This is a genomic window from Selenomonadales bacterium, from assembly GCA_017442105.1.
Lineage (GTDB): Bacteria > Bacillota > Negativicutes > RGIG982 > RGIG982 > RGIG982.
In genome coordinates this window covers 1-12859 of the sequence record JAFSAX010000155.1, presented here as the reverse complement: position 1 = coordinate 12859, position 12859 = coordinate 1, and the positions used below count along the sequence as shown (strand labels likewise).

Sequence of the window (12859 nt, the reverse complement as noted above, 5' to 3'; positions counted from 1 at the left end):
CTTCGCGCGCTCGGTGAGCCGTGCCTTGTCGTCGGTGAAAGACAGGCGATCCGTGATGCAAGTTTTTTGACGGGTAATGTAAGACAAGCACCGCCGCATCTTTTTGCACCGCGTGCGGCAAGCGTGGCACTCTGCGCTGAGGTGCGATTGGCAAGCGGACAGGCAGACGATGTGATAGAGCTGGAACCGCTCTATATCAGACGAGCGGAGGCAGAAGTGTTATGGGAAAAACGACACGGGAAACAAGTGTAGCATATATCGTTCGTCCGATGACAGTGGGCGATATCGACGCGGTCTGTGTGATAGAAGAGGCTTCGTTCTCAATGCCGTGGAGCAGAGAATCATTTGAACGTGAGATCAACGAGAATGCACTTGCGCATTATTTTGTCGCAGAAACGGACGGTAAGGTCGTCGGCTATGCAGGTATGTGGATGATCTGGGACAGTGCCAATGTAACGAATGTCGCAGTGCTTGACGAATATCGCGGATACGGTATCGGTACGGCGCTCGTCAAGACGATGGCCGATATCGTAAGAGAAAGCGGTGCACAGACGCTGATGCTCGAAGTACGCCGCAGTAACGAACGTGCACAGAGCGTCTATCGGAATCTGGGATTTACGGTATGCGGTGTGCGCAAGGGATATTATGAAGACAATCGCGAGGATGCGATTTTGATGGATCTGGATGTAACGAAAGAAGGAGAGGAGGAGTAACGTGGAAAAGCAGACGAAAAAGTGCGGTAAATTGATATTGGCGATCGAAACGAGCTGTGATGAAACGTCGGTCGCACTTGTAGAAGACGGTCGCAAGATACGCGCGAATATCATTTCTTCGCAAGTACCGCTTCATCGTAAATACGGCGGCGTTGTGCCCGAGATCGCTTCACGTAAACATATTGAAAATGTACTTCCTGTTTTGGAAGAATGCTTGACGGAGGCTGGCGTTACACTTGATGATATTGACGGCATTGGTGTCACATACGGACCCGGTCTTGTCGGTGCGCTCCTCGTTGGCGTATCGGCGGCGAAAGCACTTGCTTTTTCACTTGGTGTTCCGCTTCTTGGTGTACATCATTTGGAAGGCCATATCTTTGCCAACTTCTTGGAGAACGAACAGCTCGAGCCTCCGTTCGTGGCACTCGTCGTATCAGGCGGTCATACGGCACTCGTTCATGTAAAAGATTACAGCACGTTCGAGCTTCTCGGCGAAACGCGCGACGATGCTGTCGGAGAAGCGTTCGATAAAGTCGCACGTATATTGGGTTTGCCGTATCCGGGCGGCCCCGAAGTGGAACGATTGGCAAAAGAGGGCGACCCCGATGCGATCCCGTTCCCGAAAGCACTCTGCGAAAAGGGGAGCTTTGAATTTAGTTTCAGCGGATTGAAATCGGCTGTGCTGAATTATCACAACAGCAAAAAAATGAAAAACGAAGAGATCAACCCTGCCGATGTAGCGGCGAGCTTCCAGTCGGCGGCACTCGATGTTTTGGTAGAAAAAACGATGCAGGCAATGGAAGTCTGCGGGGTAAAACAGCTCGTATTGGCGGGCGGAGTTGCGGCAAATACGATGCTTCGCGAAAAGCTGACCGAAGCGGCGGCTCAAAAGGGCATCGCATTTTCGTATCCGAACAAGATACTTTGTACCGACAATGCGGCGATGATCGCTTGTCGTGCGCACTATCTCTATGAAGAAGGACGATTTGCCGATCTTCATTTGAACGGCGTACCGTCGCTTCCGCTCGGCAAACGATAATACAGAGAAAAGACAGGTGACAACATGGCAGAAGTAACGGCGATATGCAGAAGCATAACGAATGTAAGTGAAAAGCAAATAGATATTCTTCATACGCTCGGTATCGTCTGCCAAGTAGCAAGTGATTTGTGCCAAGGACAGATCACTGTCTATACGCGTGCTCGCAGTGACGGTAGATTCGCTATCGTCAGACAAGTCATGCCGAATACGATATTTTATCAATATCGAACCAATGTACAAGGTGAAACGGTAGCGGCAATAGAAGAACCACTTATTTGGCATGTCATCACGCACGGCGAAGCGATGTGCGGTCAACGTGAATGGACGTTTGGCAAGATGGCGCGCATGCATGCGTATCCGCTTCGCGACCAAGACGGTAACGTCTTCGCGGCAGTCAGCTTCGAGATACAGCGCGAGATGACGGAGGAAGCGGAGATCCGTCTTGACACGGCATACAAGATGCTCTGCAATGCCTCGACATTGGCGAAACAAGGCCCATTCCAACCCTTGTCTGCCAACGACGGTATCTTGATAGCCGATGATAAGGGGAAGGTATTCAGTCATAATCATATCGCGACGAGCCTTTATCGTATTCTCGGTGTCTATCAGCTCAATGGAAGATATCTGTCGGAAAGACAGCTCAATCTTCGTTTTGCCGAAGCGGCAGAAGAATGTCACATGCCGCAGTCAGCAGAGATCAAGTACCGCAATATCATGTTGTCGCAGCGTTCGATCCCCATCGTTTCGGGCGGCAAGGTCGTGCGCGTTATCGTGCTCGTTACCGATATCACGGAGATCAAAAAGAAAGAAAAAGAACTACTTATCAAGTCGGCCGTTATTCAAGAGATACACCACCGTGTAAAAAACAACTTGCAGACGATCGCAAGCCTTCTTCGTATGCAGGCACGTCGTGCAGACTCCGAGCAAGTGCAGGCGGCTTTGAACGAAAGCATCAATCGTATCTTGAGCATCTCTGTCGTACATGAATTTTTGTCACAGCAAGATGCCGAGTCGATCGACATTGCCGAAGTAGCCAAAAATATTTTGGAATTATTGGCGCAGAATATGCTTGCGCCCGATTTTAGATTACAGACCGTTTTTGACGGTGAAACGGCGATATTGCCGTCCGAACAAGCGAGCAATCTTGCCATCGTTATCAACGAATTGGTGCAGAACTCGATAGAACACGGTTTCAAAGGCCGCATGGAAGGTACGATCGGTATCAACATCAGCCTGACAGATGACAGCTGTTATCTCGAGATATACGATAACGGCAACGGATTACCGAGTGAAGCAGAAACAAAAAAACGTAAACGCAAAAGTCTTGGCACGCAGATCATTCGCACATTGATAGAAGATGATATGGGTGGCGAATTTGCGCTCGTCAGCGATGGCGGAACACGCGCCAAGATCAGAATACCGCGAAGAAAGGGAGGCAGATAAGATGCAGGAACTCAGGATCGTAATTGCAGATAACGAATCGATCATTCGCATGGACTTGCGCGAGATGCTGGAAGACGCAGGCCATGAGATCGTCGGTGAAGCCTCCAACGGATTAAAGGCGGTAGAACTCACGCGAAAAGAACGCCCCGATCTTGTTATCATGGATATCAAGATGCCCGAGATGGACGGTATCGCCGCGGCGACCATCATCTCGCAGGAAAAACTGGCTCCCGTTCTTTTGCTTACAGCATTCAGCCAAAGTGAGATCGTCGAAAAGGCAAAAGATTCGGGCGTGCTCGGCTATCTTGTCAAGCCGATCAAAGAAGAAAGTCTGTTTCCTGCCATCGAGATCGCGCTCTCCAGATTCCGCGAATTTACCGACCTTGAAAAAGAACTCGAGGATATTAAAGTGTCGCTCGAAACGCGAAAAGTCCTCGACCGTGCCAAAGGAATATTGATGGAAGCCTATCAGCTCTCCGAAGCGGAAGCGTATCGCAAGATACAGCAGTACAGCATGGCAAAACGTCGTTCGATCAAAGATATCGCAGAAGCCATCGTCCGTTCGGCAGGCAAAAAATAATACGATATAAGAAGAACGTACTCTAATGAAGAGGCGTTCTTTTTTTATATAAAATGAATAAAATAAAAGGAATCAAGCGATAATAAGAGCATACAACAGGTAAATGAGGAGATGAAGATAAGAGAGAATGAGAAAAATGAAAAAAATGCTTGCAATTCGCGCCATAATTATATAATATAAATCATGTGATTAGCACTCGTGGACAGAGAGTGCTAATAAGAAAAAACCAATCACCATACAGGTATCGAATAAAAGGAGGGTATAATCCATGATTAGACCATTGGGAGACAGAGTTGCGATCGAGATCGGTGCAGCTGAAGTAAAAACGGCAAGCGGTATCGTGCTTCCGGATTCTGCAAAAGAAAAACCGCAGGAAGGCATCGTTGTTGCAGTAGGCAAAGGCGAAAGAAATACAAACGGTGAATACATGGAAATGGAACTCAAAGTCGGTGACCGCGTCGTATTCTCGAAATATGCGGAAACGACAGTCAAACACGACGGCAAAGAATATGTTGTCGTTCGTGAACGCGATGTTCTCGCAGTTTTGGCGTAAAGAAAAACAATTAGGAGGATTACATAATGGCAAAAGAAATTTTGTTTAACGAAGATGCGCGTCGTGCCCTCGGCAGAGGTGTAGACGCATTGGCAAATGCAGTAAAAGTTACGCTTGGACCGAAAGGCCGCAACGTTGTATTGGAGAAAAAATTCGGTGCTCCGATGATCACGAATGACGGTGTGACGATCGCTCGCGATATCGAGCTCGAAGATCCGTTCGAAAACATGGGCGCACAGCTCGTACGCGAAGTTGCAACGAAAACGAATGACGTTGCAGGTGACGGTACGACGACGGCTACGCTTCTTGCACAGGCTATGATCCGTGAAGGTATGCGCAACGTAGCGGCAGGTGCGAACCCGATGGTTCTCCGCAAAGGTATCAGCAGAGCAGTAGAAGCTCTCGTTGAAGAGATCCAGAAAAATGCACAGCAAGTCGAAACGAAAGAAGCGATCGCACAGGTCGCATCGATCTCGGCTGCTGATGAAGCAACAGGCAACCTCATTGCAGAAGCAATGGAAAAAGTCGGCAAAGACGGCGTTATCACGGTTGAAGAATCGAAAGGTATGGGCACGAGCCTCGACGTTGTAGAAGGTATGCAGTTCGATCGCGGTTATATCTCCCCGTACATGGTAACGGATACGGATAAAATGGAAGCAGTCCTCAACAATCCGTACATTTTGGTAACGGACCGTAAGATCGGTGCGATCGCTGATCTTCTCCCGATCCTCGAAAAAGTCGTTCAGCAGGGCAAAGAACTCATGATCCTCGCTGAAGACGTAGAAGGCGAAGCGCTTGCAACGCTCGTTGTCAACAAACTCCGCGGTACGTTCCGCGCTGTTGCAGTAAAAGCACCGGGCTTCGGCGACCGTCGCAAAGCAATGCTCGAAGATATCGCAACACTTACGGGTGCAACGGTCATCACGGAAGACCTCGGCCGCAAACTCGACACAGTCGAAGTATTCGACCTCGGCAGCGCACGTCAGGTACGCATCTCCAAAGATGAAACGACGATCGTTGACGGTGCAGGCGACCTCGAACAGATCAAAGCACGTGTTGCACAGATCAAAGTTCAGCTCGCTGAAACGACGTCCGAATTCGATAAAGAAAAACTTCAGGAACGCCTTGCAAAATTGTCGGGCGGTGTAGCAGTTATCCAAGTAGGTGCTGTGACGGAAGTTGAAATGAAAGAGAAAAAACTCCGCATCGAAGACGCGCTCAACGCAACGCGTGCGGCAGTTGAAGAAGGTATCGTAGCAGGCGGTGGCACGACGTTCATCGATATCATCCCTGTACTCGATACGCTCGAAGCAACGGGTGACGAAAAAACGGGTATCGAGATCGTAAAACGTGCGATCGAAGAACCTGTTCGTCAGATCGCAAACAACGCAGGCCTCGAAGGTTCCATCGTTGTAGAAAACGTGAAAAAATCCGCTAAAGGTATTGGCTTCAATGCTTTGACGGAAGAATATGTAGACATGATCGCAGAAGGTATCGTAGACCCTGCCAAAGTAACGCGCTCCGCACTTCAGAATGCGGCAAGCATCGCGTCGATGGTGCTCACGACCGAAACGATTGTAGCAGAAAAACCTGCAGAAAACGCACCTGCAATGCCGATGGGCGGCATGGGCGGCGGTATGCCGGGTATGATGTAATCTCATACTAAGCGAACAAAAGAGCTTTCTTCGGAAAGCTCTTTTTATGTTTGATGACCACCTTGCTAAATCGCAGAGGCGATTTAGATGAAAAGATGGACGAGATAATATGCTTTTTCTTGACATTTCATGTCGAAAAGAGAATAATAACTGTGTATGAGTAGAATCCGCTATGTGTGGAGGTTAGATTGTGGAAAATGATATGAAATGTAATAGATGGCAGAGAAACAGCAAAATGTTCCTTTTGTTGATCATTTTACTGGTTGTTTCTGTTTTGGCAGGCTGTCGCTTTTCGCTCAGTGATGAACCGCTGAAGCCTGTCAATGTATTGGTGCTTGGTGTCGATAACAGGGAAGGTGATATCGGACGGTCGGATACGATCTTTGTGATGAGTTTGGATCGAGAAGAGAATGTAGCGACGATGCTCTCGATCCCGCGTGACAGCTATGTGCCGATCCCGGGCCGCGGTTGGGATAAGATCAACCATGCGTATGCGTACGGAAAAGGAAAGCTGACGCGACGCACGGTAGAGAACCTTTTGAATATTGAGATAGACTATCTCGTAGAAGTCGATCGCAAAGGCGTTGAAAAGATGATAGATGCCATCGGCGGTGTCGAGATCGATGTAGAAAAACGTATGTATTATGAAGACCCGTGGGATGATGACGGCGGTCTTGTCATCGACTTGGAGCCGGGTTTGCAGACGCTTGACGGAGAAGAAGCCATTCAGTATATCCGCTATCGTGACAAAGAAGGCGACATCGGTCGTGCACGCCGTCAACAAAAATTCCTTGCGGCGGCGATGGACTCGATCGCAAGTCCGTTTACGTTAGTGCGTCTGCCGCGCATCGCGTATGCGTGTGCCAGCGGGATCGAAACAGATATGCCGATGTCGGAGATGGTAAAATTGTCCCCGGCAGTCATGATGGCATCGTATAACGGCCTTGAAAAAATATTTGCCGATGGACAGCCGACGTATATCAACGGTGTCAGCTATTGGGCGCTTGATATCCAGAATTTGCGTGCGAAGATGGCAAAGGTCGTCGGTGACAGATATACGAAAAGTTCGTTGAGAGATGCGGCGCGAATGGAAGAAGCCGTTCGTGCGAAACAGCTCGAAGAAGAGAAACGCAAAGAAGAAGAGGCGAAAAAAGCCGAAGAAGAAAAAGAAAAGCTTGAAAAAGAAGGCTTTGAACAGGAAACCGAAAAGAGCGACAAAAAAGATAAAAACGATAAAAAAATTACAACAGACAAAAAAAGGCAGGACAAAAAATCGACAGAGCGTAAAAATAGCCAGCGATAATGGCAGGCTTTTCACGCTTTGTGGAGAATATATTCAAGATAGAATCGCAAGTCTTGCGAAGCAGGAGGTTAATCTGTGTTTGGATTTAAGAAAAAAGAAGTAGTTCCCGTACAGCAGGAACAAGAAAATGAAATTGCATTTGCACATGAGGCTCCCTTAAAACCGTGTCAAATGGACAGTGACTTTTTCTTGGATCTGTGGGATATTTTGCATAGAGACGGTGGTTTCCTTTGGGTTGCCAGCATCGGTACGGAAGATGATATCCTCGGTGATAAAGGAAAAGACAATCGTGCGTCGATCCCCATCAGCACGTGGGAAGACCTCGAGAACGAGATGCGTACGCGCGACTGGGTAGATGCCTTCTCGCTCGTTGCCGAAGTAGAAGAAAAAGGAACGGTCACGATTCTCTTCCGTAACTTCGTTCCCGCAACAGGTTATCTCGTTGTAGCAGGTAACGATGAAGAGTGGGTCGATGAAACGTATGACGAGCTCATGGACTTGTTCTATGATTGCGAACAGCAGGGCAAAGGTAAGTTCCTGTACAGCAAACCCGGCTTTGGCATCGTGCAGAGCGTGATCCCGCTCGTTACGGCAGGTGCGATCGTTGTTGTCATCAATATGCTGCTCTTATATATCTTCCCCGAATTATCGCTGTTCTTCTGGTATCTGACGACGGCATCGATCTTGCTGACGCTGAAGATCGGTGTTATGATCTCGAACAGAATGCTCAAGCGCATCATGCATGAATATCCGTATCTGACCTACGAAGAATAAGCTAAGTCCCTCCTGCATACGAATCAGTAAGCGGGAGGGATTTTTATGATAATAGATGTACGTAAGCTGCTCGGTAAGTGGAGGATACTCTATGGTGTGGTCGGCCTGATGCTGGCGTCAGCCCTCTATGTGCAGGCGGCAGGCTCGGACAGCAGCAGTCCGATCGCTATTGCAGGAACACAGACGACGGATAAGGTGGTAGCACTGACGTTTGACCATTCGTGGGGAAATACGTTCACACCGCCGATCCTCGAAACGCTCAAGGCAAAAAACGTAAAAGCGACGTTCTTTTTGATGGGACCGTGGACGAAAAAATATCCCGATGTGGCAAAGCAGATATGTACGGACGGTCATGAGATCGGCAGTCATGGGCATAAGCATAACAATTACGGTGAGAAAAGCAGTGAGTGGGTGAAGAATGATATCATGACGGCGAGCCGCGAGATAGAAGAAACGGTCGGTGTTCGTCCGTCGCTTCTTCGTCCGCCGAACGGCAGTTACAGTAAAGAATCTTTGCGCGTAACAGAGGAACTGGGGTGCCGAACGATCATCTGGAATATTGACTCACTCGATTGGAAGAACCCGGGGCGCGAAGTTATCATCGACCGCGTGATGAAACGGCTCAAGGCGGGCGGTATCATTCTGCTTCACGCCTCTGATACACCGCGTCAGACGGCAGATGCACTTCCCGAGCTCATCGATCGTATTCGAGCGGAAGGATATGAGATCGTTACGGTCGGAGAACTTCTCTCAAATCATGCGCAAGAGGGGCTTATCAGACATTGATGGGAGCAAACAAATGTCAGTCGTAAGACTGACGTTTTTTTGCTTTTTAGCAGGAAAAAAGAGTGAATAGAACGAAAAATAATAAGTTAGTGTAGAAAACAATATCTCGTTAAGGCGGGGATCATATGACGGAAGTAGAAGCAATATTAGACGGTCTGAACAGAGGCGAACGCTTGACACTTGAGCAAGCTATCGTACTGTACAAAGAAGCAGACCTTTTGACGCTCGCAGACGCGGCAAGAAGAAAAAAAGAAGAAAAAACGGGTAAAAACGTTTACTTCAACGTAAATAGACATATCAATCTGACGAATATCTGTGTATCGGAATGTCCGTTCTGTGCGTTCTCTTGCAAAGAAGAGGACAAGCAGGCGTATATCCTCGAAGTCGAGGATGTAGAGCGCATCGTACAAAAAACGATGCAGTCGATGCCGGACTTAACGGAAGTGCATATGGTAAGTGCACTTCATCCGAAAAAAACGTTCGATTACTATATCGATGTCGTACGCGCGGTAAAAAAACATCTGCCAAACGTACATCTTAAAGCATTCACACCTGTTGAAATCGTTCATTTCGCGAAGATAGCGGGCCTCTCGATCGAAGAAGTATTGACGACACTTCACGAAGCAGGTCTTGACTCGCTCCCCGGCGGCGGTGCGGAGATACTCGACGATACGATCCGCAAAGAGATCTGTCCTGATAAAGCAACGACTGAGGAATGGATCACCGTTATGAAAACGGCGCACAAACTCGGCATCCTCACGAATGCCACGATGCTCTACGGACATATCGAAACGATAGAACAACGACTTCAGCATCTCTTCACACTGCGTGATATCCAAGATGAAACGGGCGGATTCCAAGCCTTCGTCAGCTTCCCGTTCCATCCGAAAAATACGAAATTCGAAGGCGTTCAGCCATCGACCTCGTGGGAAAATCTGCGCATGATCGCCATGGCAAGATTGATCCTTGACAACTTCGATCACATCAAAGCATTCTGGATGATGCTCACGATGCCTGTTGCACAGCTCTCGCTTGCATTCGGTGTAGACGATCTTGACGGTACAGTCGGTCAGGAACGCATCATTCATGCGGCAGGTGCGGCGACCAAAACAGGCACGACGAAAGAAGAGATCATGCGTATCGTTGCCGAAACAGGCTATCAAGCTGTCGAACGTGATACGTTCTATCAGCCTGTCACGAAAGGATAAGGAGGACGGAATATGAAAAAAACGCAAGTCGGACATATCAATTTTCTTAACTGTCTGCCCCTTAGTTACAGCTTTTTAAAACAGCAGTCGGACGACCTATTTACCGTTACGCGCGGTGTACCGTCCGAACTCAATCATAAGATCACACACGATGAACTTGACATCAGCCCCGTATCGGCGATCGTCTATGCGCGCAACAGCGAAGAACTAATGTTGCTGCCGAATCTGTCTATCAGCATCGAAGGTGCGATCCGCAGTCTTATCATCGAATCGAAACGTCCGATCGAAGAACTTGACGGTGCCCATATCGGTCTGACAGCCAAATCCGAAAATACGCATTGTGCGCTCAAGATCATCTTGGAAAAAGGATACGGCATCAAGCCTCGTTATACAGTCGATACGATCCATCCGAATGAGGTCGGCGACTATGATGCGACGCTCCTTATCGGTGATGATGCACTCTATACGTATCATCATAAACAAAAAGGCTACTATTACTATGATGTCGGCTCCGAATGGCGCAAAATGACAGGCCTTCCACTCGTATGTGCCGTCTGGACAGTACGTGAAGAATTCGCCAAAGAAAACCCTGTCATCACAGCCAAGATCGCGAACCGTCTTGCCAAAGGCTTTGAATTCGGACTTAGACATAAAGAAGCAGCCATCGCAACGATGAACGATGGAGAAGTATACAGCGATGCGGAATTAAGTGAATACCTAGAACTTCTTAACTGGGGATTCTCGCCGCGCCATCAGCAGGCACTCGAATATATGTACCAAATGGCATATGAACTGGACTTGATCCCGTCTGTGCCGAAGATTAAAATTGCGGAGGTCACCTCGTTATGACAATGACCGGACAAGAAGCGTTGGCACTTTTAGAGCATGAAGACATCTTGCGTCTCGGACAAGCTGCCAACGAGATGCGTAACCGCATCCACGGAAAAGAACTTGTTACCTTTATCATAGACAGAAACATCAACTATTCCAACATTTGCGAAAGCGAATGTAAATTCTGCGCCTTCTATCGTCGCAAAGGCGACAAAGGTGCATACCTTTTGCCGACTGAAACGATCCTTGAAAAAGTAAAAGAAACGGTCGCTTGCGGTGGTACGCAGGTCATGATCCAAGGCGGACTTCATCCCGACCTTGAGCTTTCGTACTACACAGACCTTCTTCGCTCCATTAAAAAAACAGCAGATATCACGATCCATTCGTTCACACCGACGGAGATCGTATACTGGTCGAAAAAAAGCGGTTATTCCGTGAAGGAAGTCCTCCTTCGCCTGCAAGAAGCAGGCCTCGACTCGCTCCCCGGCGGTGGTGCGGAGATTCTCGTCGATGAGATCCGCAGACGTGTCAGCCCGAAAAAGATCATGACAGACGAATGGCTCGGTGTCATGGAAACGGCACACTCCATCGGTATGCAGAGTACGGCAACGATGGTCATCGGCCTCGGTGAAACGCTTGCACAGCGTATCGAACATATGGAGAAAGTCAAAGCACTGCAGGAAAAAACGGGCGGATTCCGTGCCTTTATTACATGGACATATCAGCCGGGCAATACCGAGCTTGGCGGTGAAAAAACGTCCGCATGGGACTATCTTCGTACGCTTGCCACCACAAGACTGTATCTCGACAATATCAAGCATATTCAAGGCTCATGGGTCACGACAGGACAGAATATCGGACAGATCACACTTGCGTTCGGTGCGAACGACTTGGGCAGCATCATGCTCGAAGAAAACGTCGTACGCGCCGCAGGTACGGCATACGAAATGTCCGTCAACAAAATGGTACGCATGATCGAATCCGCAGGCAAGACTGCCGCACAGCGTAACACCGAATACGAGATCCTTCGTACATTCGACAGAAAGGGCGGTAGATAACATGGATATGGTACAAGCCGAATATGCCGTTATCGGCGGCTCGGGCACACTCTCGAGCAACTTTCCTCTCGGTGCCAATGACAGCGGTGTAGAGATCCTTGCAGATAATCTTGTATTTGACACACCGTACGGACAGAGCCCTTATTTCAGACTGTTCCGCGTTGATGACAAACGCGTCCTCACCTGCAGAATGCACGGTTGGCGCGCAGGTGTCAGCCGTGCCGATGCGTCGCGGCAAGTTTTCTGGGTATTCCGCGAAGCAGGTGTCAAACGTATCATCAGTGAAGGCGGTGTCGGCTCGGTCAATCATCTCTTAGACCCGCGCGACTTCGTTATTCCCGACGATTACCTCGACCTCTCCGTGCGCAAAGACGTCGGTCTCGAAGGCAGATACCTTCTCATCATGCGTGACGCTCTGTGCAGTGAGATACGCGAAGAACTTATCAAACTGACCAAAGCAGAATTCGACGGCCGTGTGTTCACGCGCGGTACGTATGCAGTAACCGACGGCAGACATTTTGAAAGCCCTGCCGAGATCGCCATGATGAAAGGTCATGCAGATATCGTCGGACAGAGCATCTGTCCCGAAGTCTACCTCGCTCGTGAGATCGGTGCGTGCTATGCGGGACTGTACTTCGTCGTCAACTACGGCGAAGGCGTCGTCAAAGAATGGTCGCACAAAGAACTCGAAGACATCTTCTACGACGATGCTCCCATGATCAGCCGCATCATCTTGAATGCCATTCGCCACTTAGACGCAGATGGCAACTGTGTATGTAGAAGCCTGCGCAAAGAAACGCTCCTCAAAAGCATCTATGACCCGACTGACGGGGAATAAAACGTAAATCAAAAATCCCGAAGAACCTTGCTTGAAGGTCTTCGGGATTCTTTCTTTATGATAATAGACATGAGAATG

At 48.7% G+C, this 12859-nt stretch carries 14 protein-coding genes; all 14 read left to right on the top strand.

Going from position 1 to position 12859, the window contains the following annotated elements:
• Positions 1 to 252 (top strand): tRNA (adenosine(37)-N6)-threonylcarbamoyltransferase complex dimerization subunit type 1 TsaB (locus tag IJN28_06300; protein ID MBQ6713378.1); only part of this gene is annotated, 252 nt, incomplete at its 5' end.
• Positions 222 to 713 (top strand): ribosomal protein S18-alanine N-acetyltransferase, encoded by a 492-nt coding sequence (gene rimI / locus IJN28_06295; protein MBQ6713377.1) that lies wholly within the window; start codon positions 222 to 224, stop codon positions 711 to 713. The genes IJN28_06300 and rimI, both read left to right, overlap by 31 nt.
• Position 714: 1 nt before the next feature.
• A complete protein-coding gene (gene tsaD, locus IJN28_06290) occupies positions 715 to 1752 on the top strand; it encodes a tRNA (adenosine(37)-N6)-threonylcarbamoyltransferase complex transferase subunit TsaD (GenBank protein ID MBQ6713376.1) in 1038 nt (345 codons plus the stop codon).
• Between the two features lie 24 nt (positions 1753 to 1776).
• The gene (locus IJN28_06285; GenBank protein ID MBQ6713375.1) at positions 1777 to 3195 is read left to right on the top strand and encodes a histidine kinase N-terminal domain-containing protein; all 1419 of its coding nucleotides are present in this window, start codon (positions 1777 to 1779) and stop codon (positions 3193 to 3195) included.
• Between the two features lies 1 nt (position 3196).
• Positions 3197 to 3775 carry a response regulator gene (locus IJN28_06280; GenBank protein MBQ6713374.1) on the top strand — a complete coding sequence of 193 codons (579 nt, stop codon included), beginning with the start codon at positions 3197 to 3199 and terminating at the stop codon, positions 3773 to 3775.
• A gap of 268 nt (positions 3776 to 4043) precedes the next feature.
• Positions 4044 to 4328: a co-chaperone GroES gene (gene groES / locus IJN28_06275; GenBank protein MBQ6713373.1), complete on the top strand. Its 285-nt coding sequence runs from the start codon at positions 4044 to 4046 to the stop codon at positions 4326 to 4328.
• Between the two features lie 26 nt (positions 4329 to 4354).
• Positions 4355 to 5983, top strand: coding sequence for a chaperonin GroEL (groL, locus tag IJN28_06270; protein MBQ6713372.1), 1629 nt, complete (start codon positions 4355 to 4357; stop codon positions 5981 to 5983).
• Positions 5984 to 6173: 190 nt separating this feature from the next.
• Positions 6174 to 7286 (top strand): LCP family protein, encoded by a 1113-nt coding sequence (locus IJN28_06265; GenBank protein MBQ6713371.1) that lies wholly within the window; start codon positions 6174 to 6176, stop codon positions 7284 to 7286.
• Positions 7287 to 7361: 75 nt separating this feature from the next.
• Complete coding sequence (locus IJN28_06260) at positions 7362 to 8060, top strand: hypothetical protein (GenBank protein ID MBQ6713370.1); 699 nt, start codon at positions 7362 to 7364, stop codon at positions 8058 to 8060.
• A gap of 45 nt (positions 8061 to 8105) precedes the next feature.
• Complete coding sequence (pdaB, locus tag IJN28_06255) at positions 8106 to 8846, top strand: polysaccharide deacetylase family sporulation protein PdaB (protein MBQ6713369.1); 741 nt, start codon at positions 8106 to 8108, stop codon at positions 8844 to 8846.
• A gap of 125 nt (positions 8847 to 8971) precedes the next feature.
• Positions 8972 to 10054: an aminofutalosine synthase MqnE gene (mqnE, locus tag IJN28_06250; GenBank protein ID MBQ6713368.1), complete on the top strand. Its 1083-nt coding sequence runs from the start codon at positions 8972 to 8974 to the stop codon at positions 10052 to 10054.
• A 12-nt stretch (positions 10055 to 10066) separates the two neighbouring features.
• The gene (locus IJN28_06245) at positions 10067 to 10903 is read left to right on the top strand and encodes a menaquinone biosynthesis protein (protein ID MBQ6713367.1); all 837 of its coding nucleotides are present in this window, start codon (positions 10067 to 10069) and stop codon (positions 10901 to 10903) included.
• The gene (gene mqnC / locus IJN28_06240) at positions 10900 to 11943 is read left to right on the top strand and encodes a dehypoxanthine futalosine cyclase (protein MBQ6713366.1); all 1044 of its coding nucleotides are present in this window, start codon (positions 10900 to 10902) and stop codon (positions 11941 to 11943) included. The genes IJN28_06245 and mqnC overlap by 4 nt, the downstream gene beginning before the upstream one ends.
• Before the next feature lies 1 nt (position 11944).
• A complete protein-coding gene (locus IJN28_06235; GenBank protein ID MBQ6713365.1) occupies positions 11945 to 12781 on the top strand; it encodes an MTAP family purine nucleoside phosphorylase in 837 nt (278 codons plus the stop codon).
• The last annotated feature ends 78 nt before the right edge of the window (positions 12782 to 12859 follow it).

Coding starts and splice junctions, on each gene's coding strand:
- rimI (MBQ6713377.1), top strand. CDS start 222: ATGGGAAAAACGACACGGGAAACAAGTGTAGCATATATCGTTCGTCCG.
- IJN28_06285 (MBQ6713375.1), top strand. CDS start 1,777: ATGGCAGAAGTAACGGCGATATGCAGAAGCATAACGAATGTAAGTGAA.
- IJN28_06280 (MBQ6713374.1), top strand. CDS start 3,197: ATGCAGGAACTCAGGATCGTAATTGCAGATAACGAATCGATCATTCGC.
- groES (MBQ6713373.1), top strand. CDS start 4,044: ATGATTAGACCATTGGGAGACAGAGTTGCGATCGAGATCGGTGCAGCT.
- groL (MBQ6713372.1), top strand. CDS start 4,355: ATGGCAAAAGAAATTTTGTTTAACGAAGATGCGCGTCGTGCCCTCGGC.
- pdaB (MBQ6713369.1), top strand. CDS start 8,106: ATGATAATAGATGTACGTAAGCTGCTCGGTAAGTGGAGGATACTCTAT.
- mqnE (MBQ6713368.1), top strand. CDS start 8,972: ATGACGGAAGTAGAAGCAATATTAGACGGTCTGAACAGAGGCGAACGC.
- IJN28_06245 (MBQ6713367.1), top strand. CDS start 10,067: ATGAAAAAAACGCAAGTCGGACATATCAATTTTCTTAACTGTCTGCCC.
- mqnC (MBQ6713366.1), top strand. CDS start 10,900: ATGACAATGACCGGACAAGAAGCGTTGGCACTTTTAGAGCATGAAGAC.
- IJN28_06235 (MBQ6713365.1), top strand. CDS start 11,945: ATGGATATGGTACAAGCCGAATATGCCGTTATCGGCGGCTCGGGCACA.